General features: G+C 41.8%; 16 protein-coding genes. 1 reads left to right on the top strand and 15 read right to left on the bottom strand.

The genetic code is table 11. The features are described from left to right. Nucleotides 1-303: 303 nt before the first annotated feature. Nucleotides 304-1,110, top strand: a complete 807-nt coding sequence (locus F6K37_RS00690) for a hypothetical protein (protein WP_287247520.1) — start codon at nucleotides 304-306, stop codon at nucleotides 1,108-1,110. A gap of 385 nt (nucleotides 1,111-1,495) precedes the next feature. On the opposite strand, the gene F6K37_RS00685 is transcribed toward F6K37_RS00690, so the two are convergent. The 15 genes from F6K37_RS00685 to F6K37_RS00615 all read right to left on the bottom strand — a co-directional run bounded on the left by F6K37_RS00685 (nucleotide 1,496) and on the right by F6K37_RS00615 (nucleotide 20,472). Further along, entirely contained in the window at nucleotides 1,496-3,190 is a 1,695-nt protein-coding gene (locus F6K37_RS00685) for an ATP-binding protein (RefSeq protein WP_009149089.1), read from the bottom strand. 406 nt (nucleotides 3,191-3,596) lie between these two features. Then, nucleotides 3,597-5,120 (bottom strand): hypothetical protein, encoded by a 1,524-nt coding sequence (locus tag F6K37_RS00680; protein ID WP_009149091.1) that lies wholly within the window; start codon nucleotides 5,118-5,120, stop codon nucleotides 3,597-3,599. Between the two features lie 4 nt (nucleotides 5,121-5,124). Further along, entirely contained in the window at nucleotides 5,125-5,457 is a 333-nt protein-coding gene (locus F6K37_RS00675) for a hypothetical protein (protein ID WP_287247518.1), read from the bottom strand. Between the two features lie 581 nt (nucleotides 5,458-6,038). Continuing rightward, entirely contained in the window at nucleotides 6,039-7,985 is a 1,947-nt protein-coding gene (locus tag F6K37_RS00670; RefSeq protein WP_131826891.1) for a type IV secretory system conjugative DNA transfer family protein, read from the bottom strand. Nucleotides 7,986-8,122: 137 nt separating this feature from the next. After that, nucleotides 8,123-9,508, bottom strand: a complete 1,386-nt coding sequence (locus tag F6K37_RS00665; RefSeq protein WP_009149095.1) for a hypothetical protein — start codon at nucleotides 9,506-9,508, stop codon at nucleotides 8,123-8,125. Continuing rightward, entirely contained in the window at nucleotides 9,498-10,352 is an 855-nt protein-coding gene (locus F6K37_RS00660; protein WP_009149096.1) for a hypothetical protein, read from the bottom strand. Before F6K37_RS00660 ends, F6K37_RS00665 begins: the two co-directional genes overlap by 11 nt. A 273-nt stretch (nucleotides 10,353-10,625) precedes the next feature. Beyond that, nucleotides 10,626-12,440: a TrbI/VirB10 family protein gene (locus tag F6K37_RS00655; RefSeq protein WP_287247515.1), complete on the bottom strand. Its 1,815-nt coding sequence runs from the start codon at nucleotides 12,438-12,440 to the stop codon at nucleotides 10,626-10,628. Between the two features lie 131 nt (nucleotides 12,441-12,571). Then, nucleotides 12,572-13,369 carry a hypothetical protein gene (locus tag F6K37_RS00650; protein ID WP_009149098.1) on the bottom strand — a complete coding sequence of 266 codons (798 nt, stop codon included), beginning with the start codon at nucleotides 13,367-13,369 and terminating at the stop codon, nucleotides 12,572-12,574. Next, nucleotides 13,370-14,368 (bottom strand): hypothetical protein, encoded by a 999-nt coding sequence (locus F6K37_RS00645; protein ID WP_009149099.1) that lies wholly within the window; start codon nucleotides 14,366-14,368, stop codon nucleotides 13,370-13,372. It lies immediately after the preceding gene. A 7-nt stretch (nucleotides 14,369-14,375) separates the two neighbouring features. Continuing rightward, a complete protein-coding gene (locus F6K37_RS00640) occupies nucleotides 14,376-14,582 on the bottom strand; it encodes a hypothetical protein (protein WP_131826890.1) in 207 nt (68 codons plus the stop codon). A 417-nt stretch (nucleotides 14,583-14,999) separates the two neighbouring features. Continuing rightward, nucleotides 15,000-15,707 (bottom strand): hypothetical protein, encoded by a 708-nt coding sequence (locus tag F6K37_RS00635; protein WP_009149100.1) that lies wholly within the window; start codon nucleotides 15,705-15,707, stop codon nucleotides 15,000-15,002. Between the two features lie 223 nt (nucleotides 15,708-15,930). Continuing rightward, entirely contained in the window at nucleotides 15,931-18,738 is a 2,808-nt protein-coding gene (locus F6K37_RS00630) for a putative type IV secretion/conjugal transfer ATPase (protein ID WP_009149102.1), read from the bottom strand. A gap of 5 nt (nucleotides 18,739-18,743) precedes the next feature. After that, a complete protein-coding gene (locus tag F6K37_RS00625; protein ID WP_009149104.1) occupies nucleotides 18,744-19,073 on the bottom strand; it encodes a hypothetical protein in 330 nt (109 codons plus the stop codon). A gap of 129 nt (nucleotides 19,074-19,202) precedes the next feature. Further along, nucleotides 19,203-19,823, bottom strand: a complete 621-nt coding sequence (locus F6K37_RS00620) for a hypothetical protein (protein WP_052308473.1) — start codon at nucleotides 19,821-19,823, stop codon at nucleotides 19,203-19,205. 415 nt (nucleotides 19,824-20,238) lie between these two features. Further along, nucleotides 20,239-20,472 carry a hypothetical protein gene (locus tag F6K37_RS00615; RefSeq protein WP_131826889.1) on the bottom strand — a complete coding sequence of 78 codons (234 nt, stop codon included), beginning with the start codon at nucleotides 20,470-20,472 and terminating at the stop codon, nucleotides 20,239-20,241. Between the last annotated feature and the right edge of the window lie 403 nt (nucleotides 20,473-20,875).

Below are 20,875 nucleotides of genomic sequence, written 5' to 3'. Positions count from 1 at the left end.
GTTACATAGAGACGTTAAAATCCTGAAACGATAAAAATTCTCTGAAAAAAGGAACGTTACTATAAGGGGTTATATGTACATAATCAATCCGTTGCTCTGCTTAGAGAGTACTACCAAGAAAGAGAAACAGTCAAAAACTTGAACAGGTTAAATCAGTAAGCATTCAGCAGTTAGCTAACGCGCTACGCTCAGGCTGACTGCACCTCAAGTAGCGTGGCCTACGGCCAATAGCTGTTGGCGTAGCCTGCGCGTAGCGCATATGCTTACTTAAATCAAGGGATTTAGAAGAAGGAATTTATGGCTATGACCCACCTAATTGCTCAAACTCATCACACTGATCCTCAGATAATTGATGATGATTTTTTGGATTATCCCCACGTAGATCATATCTGTCTTCAATTAGAGGAAGTCACCCTAGGAGCTTATAGCCTTGATAACCAAATTGTTTTTAGCTTACGGCAAATGTCTATACCGATTAGACAGTCTCCAAGACAAGCTCAACAATTTCTTGAAGAAAATGGCTATCAAAAATTATGGGTTACTACTCCTTCCCAGAGAAACTTGACTGTTTATCCTCTCAACAGCTTACTGGCTTATTGGAAATATTTAGTTTCAGACAATCTCATCCCCCCCTACCTGGATAAAAATCAAACAGTTTCCTTAAAGCAACTCATTGAACAATTAGAGAAAGACCCAAATCAATTAATCCAACCAAGGGTAAACTTAATTAACCAAGATTCAGATTTGCTAAAAGCAACCCCGACTAGGATTACAATTGGTCAATCCCAATTAGAAATATTAAAGACAGAGGATGATCAGGAGTTTCGGGTTAGTTTATCCGCTGCCATGGATGCCATAGGCTCATCGGTTGCTTTACTGGTGGGAATTATTAACTCAAGGAGAAAACTAAAAAAATTGAAAGCCAAAGGTTTTTCGGGTAAGATACTATACTGTTATACAGAAACTCAAGGGATAATGAAAACTATGAGTTTAGGAGATTGTCTTCATATTTGGGAATACTTTGCCCTGAAAGGCAATACTAAAGCTGTCTATCTCCTATCGTCTTGCAGCAAACTGGGGATAAATTCTCTGCTGGAATTTAAGTCTTAATCAGCAGTTATAGCAAGGAAAGTATAGTTTAGGACATAGTATTTTGTTTTCAAGGTAACAGGGTTCCCCCCTAACCCCCCTTAGTAAGGGGGGAAGGGAACAGGGAACAAAATATGTCTTAACCTTTACTTCGACTGCTATATTTAAACCTAATCAAGGTATAAAATTCCTTGATTAAACTGGTTGGTAATCGGTAAGGCTTAAGTGTTAATGGGTAATGGTACGAGAGTAATCACAATTACCCATTACCCATTACCCATTACTCATTACATCGGATTAGATATCAGATTAAGTCCGGTTGAATACCCATAATAAAGAAGATTGATGGGGAGATAGTGTGCTGTAAAAATTGGTATTAAGGATAATTATCGGGACATGATATCACTTAAGACCCAACATTTAATCGTTCTCCCCACAAGGTAGTTATTTCCCTAGCAAAAATTGATTTATCTGGTGAAGAGGAAGGCTTACAAACCCCTTCTGCTCGATTTTCCATTGCTAAAACTCTCTCGGTATCCTGAGAATACAAGGGAGTCATTGCTTCTCGCTGCTCTAATAGATTTTCCAATTCAATTTTAAAAGGAGTTCTCTGACCTTGATGGAACACTCGCTGCACTGCTGATTCTACAATGGCACGAATTTCTGCTCCAGTACATTTTCGTGTCGCACTCAATAATCGACGCCATTGTTTTTCTGTTAATGGTCCATTTCCCTCCCGATAACGAGGATCAAATCGGCTAGCATGGAGTTTAAAAATCTCAAACCGCTCAATCTCTTTGGGAAAACCGACATAAAACAGTTTGTCAAATCTGCCAGCACGAGTTAATTCTGGAGGCAAAGCATCTAATCGGTTGAGAGTTCCAATCACAAATGTGGGAGTTGTTTTCTCTTGCAACCAGGTTAATAGAATTCCTAGAATTTGTTTGGTGTTATTTGTTTGGGAATCAAAAAACTTGTCCAATTCATCGAGAAACAAAACACAAGGACTCGCGGCCTCAACTCGACGCAAGAGTCGTTTTAAATGGGTTGGACTACTACCAATTACTAAATCCACTCCCATGCTAATTAAAGGAAATCCTAAGGTTTGAGCACAGACTTTGGCAGCAAAGGTTTTTCCTGTTCCTGGAGGACCAATCAATAGCCATCCCTTGGGCAATGGAATCCCATAAGCTCTGGCTTGATCAGAAAAATCTTGTTTCACCCATTCCAAGGCTTGTTTCAGTTTATCTAATCCCCCAAATTCCCCAACATCAGGTTTGAGGAACTCTAAACCAAATCCTTTGAGTCTGTGAATTTTGTAATTGATTAATTGCTTGGCTAGCTCTGATTGAGATTGGGCTTTGTTGACTGCTATATGAAATTGCTTGCGTTCGCCTTTGGCGCGCTCTTCAGAGCGATCGCTTAACAGGCAAGACACTATGGGGGCGTATTTATTTTTTTTCGCCGCCAGTTTGACTGCCATCCGAATTTCTTCCGGAGTCAATCCCCCGATAGACCGAGCTAGTCTGTCGTCTAGAGGTGTTTCTTGGTCAGCCAAACCATATTCTACTAAATGAGTTTTTAATAATGCCGTGACTTCCTTGGGTTCTGGGAAAGGAAATTCGGCAGCAGGAATAATTGAGTTTAAAATTCGAGGTAACTCATTCTCCCCCGTATCCAAAAGAATTAGAAACTTATCGCTTGAGAGACCAAAGTTGTAGAGAACATTAGACAATGAGGTTCTGATGGTTATGGTTTGCCCACTGTCAGCACTATCGAGTAAAGACGGTAAATCTTCTAAGATAAATAGAGCTTTACCAGAATAGGCTTGACAAAAATTCAACACTTCAACAACCTGTGCAAATGGCTCACGCTCTTCTAGGACATTAACCATTGAACTTTCTAAGGTATCATAATTTCCATCCCATTCAATTTTCTGAAATCCACGACTAGCTAAATTCCAGAGGTAAACCAGGAATACTCCATGGTGAGTAAGACTCTGACAAATCCACCTGAGTACATTGTGTCTTTCAATCAAGGGAATTCCTATAGATACTGCTCCATAGCATTCTAATAATGTCCCAACTTCGGGTATATTCATTTTCAAGCAAACGTTATTGATTCAAAATGAAATTATAGCAATCCTAAATAATTTGTGAACAATACTTCCATTTAAACTAGTCTTTGCTAAGAAAGTAATGAGTCCTGAGTAAGGTAAGCATTCAGCAGTCAGCAGTCAGCAGTCAGCCTTTGGGTGATAGCTAATAGCTAATACATTATAGCTGATGCATTATAGCTTATAAATTATAGCTAATACATTATAGCTTATACCTGTTCGCGTAGCGTGGCCATTGGCGTAGCGTGGCCTACGGCCAACTTGGCCTTGGCTGATGGCTGATAGCTGATAGCTGAATCCTTACTGAGTAAGACCTGTGACTGTTCACGAATTATAGAGGATTGCTATATCAGGTTGTTTATTGTTGAGGGTTAACAGTTAACAAAAAGCCTTACAAAGATAGCTCCTTTGATTTCTGTTTGAGATTAATCGGTTCCGAGAAAGGTGTTTTAGCTGGCGGTTGAAAAGCCTGTCCATTGCTTGAAGCTAGTGCTGTTAAACTGGAGTGAGCAAAGGGGTTAGGAGCACCTAGGCTTTGAGATTTTAGAGACTGCACTGATGATCGAGAGGGCTGAACTAGTCGTTGTGGCGCTTGGCTCATTAAAGGTTTTAAGGCTTGCTCAAAGTAGGATAAATCCCGTTGTGTCATCTGGGACATAAATTGTCCTTTCTGCTGTGAAAAGATGGTTCCTCGTCTGTCCTTAGCCGCAATTGTGATATCGCCATTGGGAGTTGCTCTCCAGTTATAGTTGAGTTTACCTTCAACCTGGACAGTATTTCCTTGTGATTGGGCATACTCGACCAATGTATCTGCAACTGCCTTGACACGGCTAAAGTAGTCAGCCTCAGAAGCTCCTAATTGCCGAAACTTTCCCTCAGGTTTCTGTCCCCAATCTAACTGCTTTTTTACCTGTGAAATTTCTTGATATTGCTGTTCATTGAGTTTGGGTTCTCCCTGTACAGTGACCCCCATAGCACCAGCGCGAAACTTTATCAATTCCTTACCTTTTTTGTCCCTCATTGCATAGGAATTATCCTCGCGATGAATCGTATACTCTGCTGATTCATAGGTATCTTGTCCTGGTGATGCTTGAGAATTGATTAAGCGTACTAAGGTAGCAGCAGCTTCTTTTTGACGGGATGTTTCATGGTAATTAGACACAGCATTTTTGAATTTTTCCACTTTTTCTGAAATCGGTGAAACAACCTTTTCCCACCAACTCGGCTGCTTGGATTGAAGCATTCGGGCTTCAATCAATTCAGATAGAAACTCCGATTGCATAGCTTCTTGTTTTTGTTTTTGAGCACTACGAAGCATACGCATCTCATTAACCTGGCACTGCAAAAACTGCTTTAGTGGTGTATTCTCTAAAGCCTGCACTGAGCGTCGTACTGAATATAATCCACCTCTGGTTTCAGTATTAGCTTTTACGGGTTGGACTTTTGGTTTTAAAGATTGGTTTTGTGGTTGAATTGGACTAGATATCTTTTGTTTTTGCCCCTGTAGCTGTTGTTCATCAAAAGCGTTAACCTTTACCACACCTTCATCATTAGTTTGTAAAATAACGATTCCATCCAATTCTACTTTTTTATTGGTGACTCCAATCATCTCTCCTACAGATGACTCTTTGGCTAAAGTCAACTGACCAATGATGTCTGAGTTCAAGTCATTGACCAACTTATCTCCATCTTTACCATAGACTACTTTATCCTCATCGGTAATTTTAATTTCAGGCTCTTGATTACTATTGTATACCTGACCATTGAGTTGTTGAGCCTGTCGATTTTGTTCTTGCTTTTGCTGCTGCTTTTGCTTAAATGCTGCCAGTCCACTTGACCATTTGGAAATGACACCTTGGTATTGTCCTTGTAAAGATGATACATAGGACTCACTGACTATTGTTACTTTTGCCATGGTTTTAAACTCCTAATGCTCCCAACCCTAAGGCTCCAAAAATTGCTGCTCGGTGCTGCAAGTTCTGAGTGCGATCAAGCAAAATATTTTTTCCTCGATAAAACACGCAAAGCTGTCCATCAAAATACCAAGCATTGTAGTCACTGACCTGATCCTTGTGCCTAGGCATTTCATAGGGTATGCCTTTGGACACCACTACGCCAGCTAATAATCCATATTGATCAAAAATCTCAATCACATTAGGAAAATAGTCGATGGGTAATGAGGGTAGATCGGATACGTTATTTGTTGCCTTATCTAAATCATCTACAGGATTTATTTTATAGTTAGAAAACATGGCTTCCTCCAATTACACAATTTTAAAGTTATCAGATGGCAACTTACCCTTCACCGAACGCCAAAGGCGAACAACCTGCAACCTGCAACCTTCAACCTGCAACCTGTAGGGTGCATCTCATTGTCTTGATGCAATAGCGAGTGGGGGAAACCACGGCAAAGCGCGAGTGGTTTGAAGTTACCGTAAGACAGTTGAGCCTTAATCAATGGAGGCGCGCTTTCCTATGGCGAATTAAATTACGGGGTCGCGCCTCAAGTTTTAACCCTTTTTTGCATAACCTACCAACCATAAAGGCTCAACGTAATCAGGTTTCGTCTCCGGGGGAACCCCCAAGACCGCGCTGCCTCCCCTGTTCCGAAGCTGCATCGCTTTTACTGTTTGACCCGGTGGGTGGAATGGGCATCTTGCCCGTTACAATCGAACGGGCTGTCCCAACCCGGGCGTTGAGGCGGAAAATGAGGGCGAGCCCGTCTTATCACGCACCCTACGCAACCTTCAACCTGCAACCTGCAACCTGCAACCTGCAACCTGAAACCTGTAACCTGTAACCTGTAACCTGTAACTTCTATGAAAGTAACTCATTAAAAACTTCCTTCCAGAAGGTCTGGTGAGACATCTTGATCAGATAGACGTGGAGGCCAATGAGAAGTTGCCGTGGATGACATAGATCCAGATTTTGGGATTAGTGCTGGGGTAGGAGAAAATGATGCTGGTGCTTGTCTAGCTCCATCTGTTGGCAATGGAAATAATTGCTCTACTAATGCCATTCTCTCCTTAAGTTGACGCACCCTTTGCTGATTAGAAACTCGGTGAGATGCTCTCTTGACTTTAATTAAATGCTCTCGAATACTCTCCCATAAATTTTCTGACCACTCCTGCTCTTTAAGATCAGATTCAGGAATTTGAATTTGTTCTAACAAAGGCACATAGCTTTCTTTGGCTCTTTGATAAGCGGGATTGATGATCACTGCTTTACCAGTAGGTAATTTAATAAACTGAGCGGGCTCTAAAAGTGGTCGCTTGTTTTTTTGATCGGATTTAGAGTGAGAACTGCCCCCTGTACCACTACTCTTGGATTTGGATTTGAAATGAATTTGAAACTCTCCTAATAGGTCAGAGAAGGTTTTAGCGGAGTCTGGATCTTGGGGATTAAAGATGAACTTTGTAGCTGTACCTCCTAGAATAGCTCTGGTCAGCTCTTTGCCATACCTGTTTTCTAATTGTCCTAAGTTTTGATAGCCTAGAATACCACAAAACCCATCTTCTCGGTTTTCATTTAACCAGTTTACCAGCTGGGGTAAGTACAAACTTGGTAGCTCATCTAGGGAAACAACTAGAGGGTCTGTTCGAGGTTTAATTCGGGATACATTTCGGTTAATTACCATATGGAGGATTGTTGCTAATAGTGGTCCGACAATATCCCGGTTATTTCGATCTAACCCAAAGACGATGAGTTGTTTTCCTTCTAAATCTAAAGGTAAGGTGGTTTTTCCGCAAAATGCTCCCATAAAGTCTTTTTTCAAGAATTTTTGGAAGGTTCTCTGAGCAATTCCGATAATACCGGCTACGGTTTTTTCACTTTCTTTGATGCTAATGATTTGGGATAGGGGGCGAGTGGTCCAGACATTTAATTTCTCCTGGGAAGCAAATTCCAATCGGCTAACTAGGTCAGGCAAACTTAAAATTGCCTGTGCTGTCATTATATCACAATATCGCTGATTTTCTACTAAGGTACCAACTGCCTTTGTTAACAAAAAGATTCCTTCGACTAAACTATCACCCGCATCTTCAAAGAACTTATCACCACTGGCTTTTCCGCCAGTTAAATCTGTATTTCGGTTAATGACTTGGGCGATTTGACCGGCTGCGATCGCATCTTCTTCATCTTTGAGTAAATCCAAGGGATTACAGACATCTGACTCGGGAAAACCAGGGGCAAAAATATGTACGTTATAACCTCTTTTTAAAGCATAACCCACAGCTCGTTTTGCTTGCGCTGGATATTTGAAGTCATATATAATTGTAGGAAATCCTTGGTCAAGGGATGAACGAATTAGAGGGTCACAGACTGAAAAGGATTTGCCTGAACCACTGGCTCCAATGGCGGCAATTCCTCGTTGGGCATCGGGAAGATATAAGGACTCGGCAGCAGGCTTAAACCAATTGAAAGCTTCAGGTTTCAGTTGCTTTTTCAATTTCCCCTGCTTTATCCATTCTTGCTCCTGACGCTTCTGAATGTCTTCGGGAGTGCCGACGTAGAGAGCAACGGAGTTTCTGGAAAGATTAGCCATCTGTGCCTGAGCTTTTTTACGAGCAGCTTTTTTCTCCTTTTTCCCTCCCCAATAACCTGTAGCTAATTGACCTTTCTTGCCATCCGGTATTATCGCTAGCAAACCCAAAGCTATCAAACAGCTGGTGATGGTGATTCCCTGATTAGTTTGGGAAAAATCTATAAGATTTTCTTTGGTAAGTTGCTGATAAATTAATCCCGGAGGTAGACTAACAACATGATTTGGAGTCTGTTTCATTTTTTTTAAAATTGAAAATTGAAAAAGGACAATAAACACAGGACTTATGCAATCAATCTCTCGGTAGGGTGCGTTATTAACTAATTATACTAATTTTGCGTAAGTCCTGTAACAATTAACAATTTTCAAATTAATGACTAAAGTAAGCCTAAAAAGATTGGATCTTTCTCCTGGTAGGATAGAAATGGTACAGGACCAATGAAATAGGGTGTACAACCTAAATCCACAAAAGTGTTACGGATACAATAGCGGAAAAACAAGGCTGTACCAGCAGAGCCTTCTGTTTCTGATGTATCCCAAACTACTACCTTAAAGGCATCGCCAAAGGGGTGTCTACCAGTGGGTTCCATCCCATCATTTATTTGTCCTAAAAAACCGGAACCTCCCTGAACTTCTTGATATTTACCACTAATCCACTGCTTACCTTTGATACTTGGTTGACCAGCTAATTCGATATGAGCACATTCACTGTCACAGGGAACTTTAAATCCTTCTTGATCACTACCGGAAATGGTATTATAGCGTTGAGATTCAGCTATGCCAAAGGCAATATCCAAAATACCAATGGCGCTTCCTTGTGCTTGAATCGGATTGGGAAATTGGGAAAATGGTACTTGGGATAAGCCAGGAACTTGAGCGATATTGGTATTCTGCCAATCCTTAAATGCAGCCAAGGGAGCAACATCAATACCAGGTAGGGAATCTAAGGTATAACCTGATAGGTCAAGGGTGTCAAAGGAAAGGTCTCTGAGGTGGGGTGAGAATGCTAAAAAGTCTCCTAAGGTTTCTGTTGGGTCAAAGCTACTGGCCAAATTGATCGATAGTAAACCAAAGACTGGTTGCAGCTGTTCTATAGTATATCTCTCCAAATCAGGGATGGCGTCTACTAAGCTACCTAAGGTTTGGGAGCTCATTAACCCAAAATCTGCTAAGGAAAGATTTCCTAAGTCGAATCCGGTTAGGGACATAATGTTATTCAAGCTAAAATTTTGTAGCTCAAATATCTGCTGAAAGTCTCCTAATTTCATATATTGGTCTGGTGTTTGACCAGCTAACCATATCCTTGATGGGTCATAACCTACGGCTTTAATCACGTCTGAGGAGGCTTGAAAAGAACCCCCTTGAGAAATACCGGGAAAACTTCCGAAGGTGACTTGATTCCAATTTGGTAGTTTAGTTCCCTCCCAAGCGGTGGTTGGCAGATAGTCTTTCAGAGGATAACTTGCAGCATTTAATGCTACCTTGGGTTTTACGTTTGGTTTTACGTGTGGTTTTACTTGTGCTTCTACCTTGGGTTCAATTTTCGTTTCTTTTACTGGTAGTTTACTGTTTTGAACAGGAGTAAGAGTTGCGACCGCTGTTGGCATTCTTAATCCAGAGGCAATAAGAATACCAGAAAGTAAAAAGCAAAGACCTAAGCCAGTGACGAACCAATATAGTAAAATAAACCCTTTTCGCCTATGCTTATCCATTTGCAACCAAGGTTTATTTTTATTGGATTTTCTCTGATGCTTACTGCTCATTATTTTTCTCCTGGATTACGACTTCTTTAGTTAGGACTTCAATGGTGTTTTTCTGTTCATTCATTTGTGAAATGGCTGTTGGAACAGTTGGACGACGACCCATTTTTTGCAATTTATCTGCCAATTCCAAAGAAATACCGGCTTGAGTGGCGGCATTTGAAATAGTCTGACCGTCTTTGATAAAAACTACGAAATTATCTAACTTTCTATGAAGTTCTGAACCCTTGACTAAAAGTCCTTGTAAGGTTGCTCGAAAGATCCCCCGCTCTATGGCATCGACGACTATAAAGTCTACGGAAGGAGTAGGCTTATTAAACTCAATGACTACTTCGCTAGGTCGGTCAGCTGGAGTCACTTTAAATAAGTAAATTTGCCTACCCTCAACAGAACGAGTAACTACTGTCAAAAGTGTGCTATTTGTCTTTGGTATACCAGGAATATCAAGTTGTTCAATCCGGCGCAAATGAATTACAGTTGCCTGATTATACTCACAGTTTTTTTTAGCAACTAAGTTATCTAAGCAACCATCGACATCAACAGCAACGAATGAGGGATTATCAATCCAGAGTTTTTCAATAACTTCCCCAGTAGAAATGAAACTGATATTTACTCCATATCCTGGAGCCAATGCTACTGGAATTGGGCTATTTTGAGGCACTGAAGATTGCCCAGAAGAGGTTAGACTTACCCGTTTGACTGCTATAGCTGAATTACCAGGATCTGCCCAAGCTGGCTTAGCTAGAAAAAGGGATAAAGCAAATAGTAAAAAAATCTGAGTTTTGGCTGGGGTAATTTTTAACTCTTGACCTAATTTGATTTCCAAGGCTGAAAAAAAATTAGTCATGGCTACTTACAAGCTCCTAAAATGAAAAATTCAAACGTCAAAATGTATAGCAATGGCAGTATAGTTTAGGACATACTATTGTGTTTTAAAGGGAACAGCGGATCCCCCCTAACCCCCCGCGCGGAAGGGGGGAACAGCGGATCTGGGAACAGGGAACAGAAATATGTCTTAACTTTTACTTCGATTGCTATAAGTATTGTCTTGATCCAGTCCCTCAGCTATCAGCTAAGTCCGTCTTCTGAATTCAGGGTTATGAATTCAGAAGACAGGCTACTACAGCTCAAAGGGTGTGTTGACAAAAACTTGTACGGAACTCCCGGCACCCATATACCACAATTTGGGCAAATTTTGTAGTCGGCGTGTTGCTGAAGCATTACGCTCTACAATGTCCTGAGCAAGAGGTTTAAACCCTCCCTCAAGCACTGCTCCCCATAGGTTGCGGTCTCGACTAGTGAAGGTGCTAGACTGGCTTGAGCCAAAACCACTGGAGGTGATAATTTGACTCCGTTCAGGTTGATTGAGTACTTCTCCGACTTTGGCAGCAGAACCAAACAAGAAGGCGATCATGTCATTTCTGGCGATATCATCAGAACCCCGATCCCAGACATTCGCCACCATGGGATTACCCTTATCTCCTCTGAGACTAATCACTCCTGGGGGTAACTGATATTCTTGGTCATCGATGATTAATGCGATCGCATCACTATTGACTAGTCCACTATCATCAACCATGTCACAGAGAAAGACAATTTTGGTACCAGCTTTGAGCAAAACTTGGTTATCTTGATCCACTAGAGGCTCACTCAGACGCACCACAAATCGTTCATCCAAATTTGGTTGTTGAGAATTTCGAGATAGGTTCGACTTTGTCCAAACAATTGGTGTAATTAATTCTCCAGCTGCTTCTTGACCAAAGGAAAATAGCTTCCGTCTGATCGGTCTCCCAGCTAAAATACTGGCTTCTTCTGAGATAGCAACTTGATCAGCAAAGATAACGGGAGATCCATTAAGGGGTTGGGGAGGATTGGGAGAGTTGGAAACTCTCTGTACAGCTGGAATTGAGTATGTACTAGCAATAGTAGAGCGTCCCCTGATCCCATTGTTTCGTTGGGCTACTGCTTGTGTTTGTGGGCTTGGTTCCATCATCGCCACATTTTCCTGTGGCGCTTCTGGAGTATTCACCGAACTCAAACCATAACTTCCCAGTTGGCTCAAAGCCAGCCATTGCTCCATGGGATCTATCTTTGGTGCTGGGGCTGGAGGAGGTGGAGGAGGTGTTGGTGCTTTTGCCACAGGGGGTGGTGTTGGTGCTCTCCGCACTGGTGCTGTCCGCACTGGACGGGGTGGGGGAGCTTGACGAATTACTACTGGTTGCTGCACTGGACGCGGTGGTGGGGGAGCTTGACGAATTACCACCGGTTGCCGTACTGGACGGGGTGCTGGACGGGTTGATGCTCTTACCACAGGAGGGGGTGGTGCTGAACGCACTGCTGGCCTAGGACGAGGTGGTGGAGCTGTTTTCGGTGATGGGGGTTCTTCTGACTTGGCAAGCTCTATGGTTGTTTTTGGTCTTTTTTTCTCTTGAATGGCTTGGATCTGTTTTTGTTGCTTGGCTAGGGCTAATTCAGTCTTCAGTCGTCCGATTTCAGAATCGGTCGCGTTTTCCGCTTCGTTATCAACACTGGTGGGAATCGGAGTAACTTTTTCGACCAATTTCTTCTTAGAAGACAAGGAGGTCATCCCTGTAAAAACTAATCCGGCGACTACAGCAATTGACCCAGTTACTGCACCAACCGAAGCACCTTTTGCCCAACCAGATTTGGCGAATTCCGCTTGGGTAACATTTAAGTCTGGATCTAAATCAGCGGTACCATCAGTCGATGCTATTACCCCCTGACTGCTAGGATTTTTTTCTTGGTCATAACTAGTATCAAATTGTAACAACTCCGCTAATGATTCTTCTGTCCATGTCGGGGCGGTATTCTCTGCACCACTGTTCTGCTGAATCAGAGTTTTTTTACTCATTTCTTCTTCAGATTTATGTTCGATGCTTTGGACATCAAAGTCTTTGAGATCTGATAGCTTCATAATTTCTCCCAGTTGCTGTAGTTATTCCAGTTGCTGTAGTCATTAGTCGCACAACACTGATGTATAAACAGGGACGGATGCACGGATTATTGGACTCTTGGAATCAGGACTATTCGACTCAGGATTCAGGTTTATTTCGAGTCTAAATCCTTGATACTGACCACCTCCAAACCTTTCTCTCTAGCCTTAGCAATAATTGGAGGTAGACTATCGTCTGCCATACCTGGTGAATACTTAGGAGGCTCCACTGCCCGTACATGCACCTGTTTGTTGAAGGGAATATAGGTAGGCAAATTATTGGTAGTATCTAGAACGGTTAACGTGCCAACCAAATCGATTGTCCATTCCCCTTCTTTTATTTTAATAGGTTCTCTGACAAATTGGGGGACAAAAGCAAATTGTGTTTTGCCCTTAAATACGTTGGATGGCGTTAAGTCTACTAACTTTAATAGAAACGGATCACGAAAATCATCGGCTAAGGCAAAGCTAGCTTTCCAGGCTTGAGTAGATATTTTACCTCGACGCCTACCTTTGCCATGAATTTCTACTCCTGGATCAGAGTCTAAGTTAGAAAAGGGAACGCCATCTTTTCCAGGTAATCGCCCTGTCCAAGTAAACAGGTCACTCATGGTTTTAATTGTAAATGCTTTAATTACCTCTGCTGTCCGTTCTTTATTCCCAATGGCTTCTACGGCAGTGGTTTCACCAGTCTTCAATTGCACTAAGGAAGGAGCTGGCTTATTAGCTAGCCTTGCTTGAGCGCCATACAACAGGGCTAGGAAAAACAGAATTAAGGTATTGTAAGCAAAGTTGCTGATTAAGATAATTCCCAGACTATCCGTCACATTGAAACTGGATAACCAAGTACTCTTCTTACCTCTTTGGAGAAATTTAAGCTTATTCTGAGGAGAACTATTCGTGCTGTCCATTTATTTCAAGCCTCCTAATACAAAAGCACTGAAGGAGTTTAAGCTATTAAAAATAGCTAGACCTCCTCCAGCGGCTAATACTAACGCTAGGATGGGGGCAATCAATCCAGCTACAAAAGCAAAAACTAATGGGTTATAACTCTCAGCATTAACAATTAAGGTGGCGACTAAACCAACAATAATGTTGTAGCATATTTTAACTAAACCGATGGAGAAAAAGCTAATTAACCAAGCGTAAATCGCCTTAGCTCCCACAGGTAATAATGTGGCCCCAACCGCTAATGGACCTAATAGTCCGGTTAGCAACATGGAAACTTCTGCTACCCACTGAAATGCCATCCCAATCGACATTAACCAACCCGTTACTGCGGTTTGTAAAGCAAAGCCAACTCGTTCAGTAACATTGAGAGGGTTAAGCAATGAACCAATTTGAGAGAGAAATGCCTGAGATGATGGGTTTAACGTTCTAGAAAACTCCTGTGCTTGTTGCTCTGCATTTGTTAAACAATCCACCTGTTGTTGAACATCGACGATAGCATCACATTGAGAAACCAAGGAATCAATAACCGCCTTCGCCCCAATATTTTCTGTCACAATTTGGTATGATTCTTGCAAAGAAATTCTGGCAGATGCGTTTTGCAGTAGTGAATTAGACGTATTGTTGATTACACTTCTGAGTCCTTGGGTGCCATTGGCTAACATTGCTCCATCATTGGCTAACAAAACCGCGACTAATAAGGGCCAGATGATCTCAGACCACATAATTGGCTCATCGTATTCTATTAAGGCTTTTGCCCATTGAGTCATGAATAGAACTAAGCTTCCCACGGCAAAAAACACCCCCAGTTTAGTGATCACAGCATACAACCCACCTCCGAGGACTTCACTCCACAGCTCATCCATGGCTTGTGCGATCGCAATTTGTCCGGTACGACCATTCTGGATAATTTGGGAGGCTCCATTACTAAATTGAGCGATTAAGTTGGGGGTGACTATCATTTAATGACTACCTCTTGACGTGATTAGTGATGGGATGAGCAGAGTGGGGAGAGTGGGGAGAGTGGGGAGAGTGGGTAGATGAGGAATTCACAGAGATCGGCAGACGGAGGAAATCCGGAAGATAAGGACAAGTAGACATGGCGATCGCTACACATGGGGATAAACAAATAAGGTAGGAATAGGGACAAGCAGGTAAGCCAGACCAAGGAGACATAGGAGAAATAGTTTTGAGTGGGAAGTATTGAGTGCGGAGTAATGAGTGGGGAGTATTGAGTGCTAAGTGCTAAGTGTTAAGTGCGGAGGGTGCGTGAGTTCAGAATTGATAATAATTGAAGAATTCTGCATCCAGATAACTGTTGACGGTCAACGGTTAAGGATTAACAATTAACGATCAACGTAAGCATTCAGCCGTCAGGTATCAGCTATCAGCTATTGCTCCTAGGCCACGCTACTTGAGGTGCTAGCAAGCGCTTTAACTGCACGGGGTCGGATGAGTAAAACGAGCAGGGATTTTCAACCAGCCGTACCAGCCCGTAAGCTTGGTTTACTACCTCCTGTTGATTAGCTGACGGCTGACAGCTGATAGCTGAATTCTTACCAGTCAACGGCCAACAGTCAACACCCTAGCTAACTAAAACAAGCCACTTAATGAGGTAATTCTCAAAGTTTCCATACCAGCGCCCAGTTTTTGGTATTGATCTGCCTGAGTTTGTCCATCCAAAGCACGAGAGATATTGCTCTGGAGCATGTTAGAAATTTCCTGTCGTTGCGCTTCCTCAACGGTAGCGGCTTGCAAGGAGCCGAGTATGGCGGCTTGACGAGCATTCTGAAGAGCGACTTCTTTGATCACATTCTGGGTAACTGTCTGATTTTGAGCTGTTTGTGCTGATTGCTCTACCTCTGAAACGGTATTCTGCATTTGCTTTAGCTCCCGGATTGACTGCTCCTGTCCTTCTTGACTCAGAACACGAGAGGCTGAGGCTCTAGCAACTTGCCTTTCTACTTCATTAGCAAGTTTGTCTCCTTCATAAATTGGGTAATCGCTTGTTTGGAGACTTTCCTCAATTGACGCTCTGACGTCTTCCACATCGGGGATACCTAAAACTCCCATGGAATCTTCCAATGCTGATTTCAAATCGTTGTCTATGGTTTCTGGTAGATTGGTAAACTCATCTAAGAAATTTGTAAAGTAAGACTTAACCTTCTGAAATTCCTCAACAAACGAGTCAACAAAACTATCGACAATTCCACCAGAAGCATAGGCTGGTTTAGGAACTGTTGTAATTAGGGTACTAATAATTAACAACTGTATCCAAGTTTTGGTCACATTTTTAGCCATGATTGAACTCCTAGATTGAATAGTTACGAAAAAATGCTGAAGGCTGAAAACTGAAAAATGAAAGCTAAACCATATAGCACTACCCATTGAGATTAGGACATTCCTAAACTCCGAAACGTAAGTAATCGCTTACTTTTGAATTCTGACTTATAACTTCTTACTTGCCCGTAGCGCTATAAAAGCGTATCCCTGACTTACCTAGATTATATCCTATTTTTATGGCTTAATTATGAAGTCGAACTTTTGCTCTCGGATCGGGTAACTTTGAATTCACAACTTGGACTTCTGAATTACGCATTTCTGCCATTTTTTTACTAGCATAATGCATAGCCATAATTTTATCCTGGGGATGTAAGCGCATTGCTGTCTGACGAATTGCTGATTCTTCAGGATTATTAGCAACAGCTGTTAACAGTGCTGAACCGGGATAAAATCGACAGTAGGTGTAAATCCCATTGTCATCGAGTAACCATTGAGAATACATTCCTTCTTGTTTAGGAAAAAATCCTTCTGTGGCATTTTTGTTAATAATCTCTGAAGGATATTTCAAAATATTAACAAAGCTATCCACTGCTGTTGGTTGAATCCTCCCTACTAAGCGTGTTGTTATATTCTGAAAAATTTTCGCTGCACTGGGAGACTTGGAAATGGTATCTGGATCTTGAGCGGATAAAATTACCCGAATTCCTGCTTTAGCTCCATTAGCACACAATCTGCCAATTAATTCAGCAATGGAATTATACTGGAACAGAATCGGACTTTCATCGATGAAAAATATACTCACCGGCGAGGCTAAAGAACGTCTTAAGGCTGCTGAGTAAATCCCTAAGGAGAGTAGTGCAGCATCTTCGTCACTACTAATATTCCGTAAGGCAAAGACTAATAACTGAGCATCACTTCTAAAGGTAGAAGGACGACTAATCGCTTGTCCTACTCGGCTATTGATCCAATACCTCAGTCGCAATTTGACTTGATCCAAGCCTTGAAGGATATCCCCAGATACAGAGGTAACTCGCAATCTCTCTAAGGAACAAAAATCAATAAAATCCGCAAGGGTAGGCATTAATTGCCATTCTTGAGAGTCTAAGCCATTGATATTTGCTGCTACATAACGGTCATGGATTTGATCATCATCAAAAAAGGCTTTGATTGCTAAGCTTAACATGGCTCTGATGTTATCCGTATAAGTCCGGTCATGAAACGTCGTGGAGCCAAGAACCATTAGCATTAGTGCTTCGACTAAGAATTCTTTGTATTCTGTAAGTCTCTCTTGTTGTAGTTTACCATCTAATCCCTTTAAATTGGGCAACTCGAAAAGATTAACTGCCTCTCGACCAATATCAAAATAAGCTCCTTTATCCCCGAGAAAAGCGGTGTAGTCACTAAAGGTAGAACTGCCATCGGGTTTTGGATAATCCATAGCTGAGATGGGTATACCATGAGCCAAGGCTTGGGTAATAATTCCTGATGCCAACACAGATTTTCCACTGCGGGTGGTTCCGAAAATACCTAGGTTTTTATGCTGTTTGAATAAGTCAATAAAAACTGGCGTACCCCCTTCAGCAGAGATTAATTCAAATCCCGTTCTATCCACTGTCCGGGTTTTGACTACTGGCATTAAGCCTGGTGCAATATGGCTTAAATAGGTATGCGATCGCTTAAACGGACGCATTAATAGTCTGCTCCAGGAAATTGGTAAGGTTTCTAGCCATATTTTCCAAGGATACTCGCTCTCCCTTACCATCCAAGCTGGTGGCGGAAAATAAGATTTTAAAGTATAACACGCCTGATCTAAATCTTGTGGAGAATCGCGATGAACTAAGAAAACAACCGAGACATTAAATGGCACGGCTCCTTCATAGATAGCCGCCTGAGCCTCGACATTTTTCTGAATATTTAATTGTGCTTTAACATTAATCGTATTTTTCTCCTCTGCATATTTTGAGGAGACATTTGCCTGTTTCGTCAGCGAATGCATTTTGCTGGTTACTGTCTTAATGTTCGCTTTGGAAATCTCACAAAAACAATCGGTGTCATAGACCTCATCTTTTGCCATGACTTGCCAGAGATAGCGCATTTGGGATTCTTTATTCCTCCACCCCTCAGGCTTGTCTAAAAAGAGCATGACTGCGGTATACTGGTCTTTGAGATTAATCCAACGTCGATCAGCAAATGGAATAGCGGTATAGTCTTCCATTAACAGAGAAACCGGGTGGATTTCTGAGTAAACCTCTTCGGTAACTCCAGCTTCAGTTAAGGAAAGCAACTGGGGAACTGAACGAGGTGGTGTATCATTAAATCGCTGCCACACATAATTCCAACACTCTTGAGCAGAAAGAGGGCGAATCGATAGACCCATTTGATTGCTCAACAGCCTTTCCCAAAATTGATAGCCATTATTAAAGGCAATCTCTATCACTCTCTCGATCTGCTGTTTTTCATACTCATCCAGCTTGCCAATAAATCCGTTCCACCACTTGGTAGCTGTCATCAAAAATTCTTCGATTTTATCAGATGCTCCCTCTCGACCTGATTCTACGGTATAGGTAGCAAATAAATACAATGTCTTGGGCTTTCTAATCCCCCCTTTTGTCAAGTCTTGAATTCGCTTCTTTTCTCCCATGATTAGGTACTTTAACTCGTTAGAGTCTGTACCCTTAATCAACTGACTCAACGTGTTTTGTCTATCAGTGTCATCAGTGAAAGACTTTAGGTGAATCGTGAGGGTTTCCTGCTCTGGGAAATCTTTTAACCCAGCTTCGATGGCATCAAAAACCGGGTCAATTAACTCCTGCCGTAAGGTGGTGTGAATGCCTCGACATTCAAAACCAAACACAAATTTATAGGAAGCTTCTCCTTTTCTGAGAATGTATGCCCCAACATCAGACCCATCAAGTCTGACTTCTAGGAAACTAGCTAACTTACAGTCATCCTCGAACGGCTTTAAGGTTTTCTTTTTACCATTTCCTACATCAACCCGCTTCTTTCCCATCTTTTGTTTAGCTTGATCGTGAGCTTGAGTTGTTGTCATACTTTTTAGCCTTTGCCCTTTGCTTTTTCCCGTTTAATCTCTAAAAGCCTTTGGTATCTACCCATTCCTCTTGTCCATTGAGGTACAGGTATAAACTTAGAAAGAAATTTCCAATGGCTAGAGGAAGTTAGCACCCACCAAGTAGACATACCCCAAACTCCGAAACAAGATGTCCATACCCAACTAGCTCCTAGTACTCCCTTGACGATGTAATAGGCAATTGCCCAAATTATTGCCCAGGGGATAAACTGATCGGCTGGAATAGGACCAATTTTCGGTTTTTCATCAAGAGTTCGGTTAACACGACGGAATTGTTGCTGTGAATTATTTGCCATAGGTCAAGCTATTTTGGATCAGACTTGCCAACTATCAGTGATTGAAACAACTTTCAATCTCAATAAAACCCTGACTACTCATCCCTTCAGCTAGATAAAACTCAACAGGCAAATTAGATATAGCGTAGTTTATGCTCCTGTGCCAGTGATGTAGCCTGCTAAAAGATCACCCAATGTAACTACAATCAAAATGATGATTGGAGTACGGGCTAGGGTTTTCCAGTCATCATCTTGTTGGGCAGCATTGACTACTTTGACCAATGAAATGCCCAAATAAATTAGGAATAGTGCTCGTAAAACGTTAAACACCAGGGACACCAAATCGGCGTCTACTTCAGGAATAGCACTAGTTAGCCAATCTTCTGCGACTTGGAAAAACTGGGCATGGGCTGGCGCAGCGGTAAAGTCCAACATAAACCACAGAAAGGTGAATAGGAAAAGACAGGCTCCTAAACCATATTTCCTGACTAGCCGTTGAATTTGATTCCCAGAATTACTAGGTTGGACTCCAATCCACCTCACTCCCACAACTAGACACATCAAAAATGATACACCCATCAAAGGAGTGACGGAGGTACTGATATAGAGATCCAATGCCATGGCGATCGCAGCCATGACCATTAAATAGCCCAAGGGCACTTGCTTCAACTGAGCAAACAACTGAGCAAGCAACTTAGCAAACATAGTTTCTTTACTTTTCCAACGCTGTTGTTGACGAGGTGACATCGCAACAGAGGACTTGTTCACCATGGTGGATTTTTCTTTCCGTAATTTTTCTGACTCTTCTTGTGATACAGAAAATTTTTAAATCGCAAAAGCGATCCCAGAGGAATAGTTCAATTTATTTTCATTAATAAATGTTATTGAGTTAAGGAGCATTTTGAATAAGCTAAATGATTGTAATTGTTTCACCTCAAGCATTACAATTACTTAACCTCTCAATATCATTGGCACAGCTCGTCAACAGTCTCAAAATGTTACTCGTCCAAAAGGAATAGATAAATAAACTAAATTTTAAGAAAACTCTGAGAAAAGAAAAAAAACTTAACAAAAAAAACGCTGAAACTCAACCTATAGGTAGAGGCGTTAGTGCTTAGTAGTTAATCAGCTATTTTGCTGAAAAGTAAACCTAAGCAATTAAAGTGTAACAATTAAACTTAAGATATTAATGGATCAAGTATTTATATTTGAGTTGTGAACATAGGATTGAAGTAAAAGGGAGCAGGGAGCAGGGACTGAGGCCGTGGGCCACGCGGGGCGCGTTCGGAGCAGTAGGAAAGAGCTTGGAGGATTTTTTGGTGTTATTAAAAACCGCTGCATTGCTATTATCTATTCCAAAGTTCCTTCTTCTGACTTCCCTACTCCCTCGGTGCGCTTGACCCGTAATTAAATTCGCCACGGGTCGCACCGCTCCCTACTCCCTACTCCCTCGGTGCGCTTGACCCGTAATTAAATTCGCCACGGGTCGCACCGCTCCCTACTCCCTACTCCCTACTCCCTAAAACCTAGAACTTTGTAACTTACCCAATTAAGAACTGCTGTATCTCATTTTTGCTGTTTGACACGGTGGTGCGTTACGGGCAGCAACATAACCCTGACTACGAGGCGAAAAATGAAGCCCCCCCTGAAGCACCACTAGCAAAATTTTCAAAAATGAGATGCACCCATTGAAAACGGGAGCATCCCATTTTGGAAAAAAGAGACAATTTATTCGCGATTTATAATCGCGAATAATATCCCGACTTAGATATCTTTAAGCTCGGAGTCGAAAGAAATATCTAATAAGCTATTTTTAAGAGAAT

The organism is Moorena sp. SIO4E2, assembly GCF_010671945.1.
Lineage (GTDB): Bacteria > Cyanobacteriota > Cyanobacteriia > Cyanobacteriales > Coleofasciculaceae > Moorena > Moorena producens.
This window is presented reverse-complemented; position numbering and strand designations above follow the sequence as displayed.

Excerpts from the sequence above, each read along its gene's own strand:
- F6K37_RS00675 (WP_287247518.1), bottom strand. The coding sequence starts at position 5,457 with ATGTTTTCTAACTATAAAATAAATCCTGTAGATGATTTAGATAAGGCA.
- F6K37_RS00660 (WP_009149096.1), bottom strand. The coding sequence starts at position 10,352 with ATGACTAATTTTTTTTCAGCCTTGGAAATCAAATTAGGTCAAGAGTTA.
- F6K37_RS00635 (WP_009149100.1), bottom strand. The coding sequence starts at position 15,707 with ATGGCTAAAAATGTGACCAAAACTTGGATACAGTTGTTAATTATTAGT.
- F6K37_RS00665 (WP_009149095.1), bottom strand. The coding sequence starts at position 9,508 with ATGAGCAGTAAGCATCAGAGAAAATCCAATAAAAATAAACCTTGGTTG.
- F6K37_RS00680 (WP_009149091.1), bottom strand. The coding sequence starts at position 5,120 with ATGGCAAAAGTAACAATAGTCAGTGAGTCCTATGTATCATCTTTACAA.
- F6K37_RS00650 (WP_009149098.1), bottom strand. The coding sequence starts at position 13,369 with ATGGACAGCACGAATAGTTCTCCTCAGAATAAGCTTAAATTTCTCCAA.
- F6K37_RS00690 (WP_287247520.1), top strand. The coding sequence starts at position 304 with ATGACCCACCTAATTGCTCAAACTCATCACACTGATCCTCAGATAATT.
- F6K37_RS00685 (WP_009149089.1), bottom strand. The coding sequence starts at position 3,190 with ATGAATATACCCGAAGTTGGGACATTATTAGAATGCTATGGAGCAGTA.
- F6K37_RS00625 (WP_009149104.1), bottom strand. The coding sequence starts at position 19,073 with ATGGCAAATAATTCACAGCAACAATTCCGTCGTGTTAACCGAACTCTT.
- F6K37_RS00655 (WP_287247515.1), bottom strand. The coding sequence starts at position 12,440 with ATGAAGCTATCAGATCTCAAAGACTTTGATGTCCAAAGCATCGAACAT.
- F6K37_RS00630 (WP_009149102.1), bottom strand. The coding sequence starts at position 18,738 with ATGACAACAACTCAAGCTCACGATCAAGCTAAACAAAAGATGGGAAAG.
- F6K37_RS00620 (WP_052308473.1), bottom strand. The coding sequence starts at position 19,823 with ATGGTGAACAAGTCCTCTGTTGCGATGTCACCTCGTCAACAACAGCGT.
- F6K37_RS00670 (WP_131826891.1), bottom strand. The coding sequence starts at position 7,985 with ATGAAACAGACTCCAAATCATGTTGTTAGTCTACCTCCGGGATTAATT.
- F6K37_RS00640 (WP_131826890.1), bottom strand. The coding sequence starts at position 14,582 with ATGTCTCCTTGGTCTGGCTTACCTGCTTGTCCCTATTCCTACCTTATT.
- F6K37_RS00645 (WP_009149099.1), bottom strand. The coding sequence starts at position 14,368 with ATGATAGTCACCCCCAACTTAATCGCTCAATTTAGTAATGGAGCCTCC.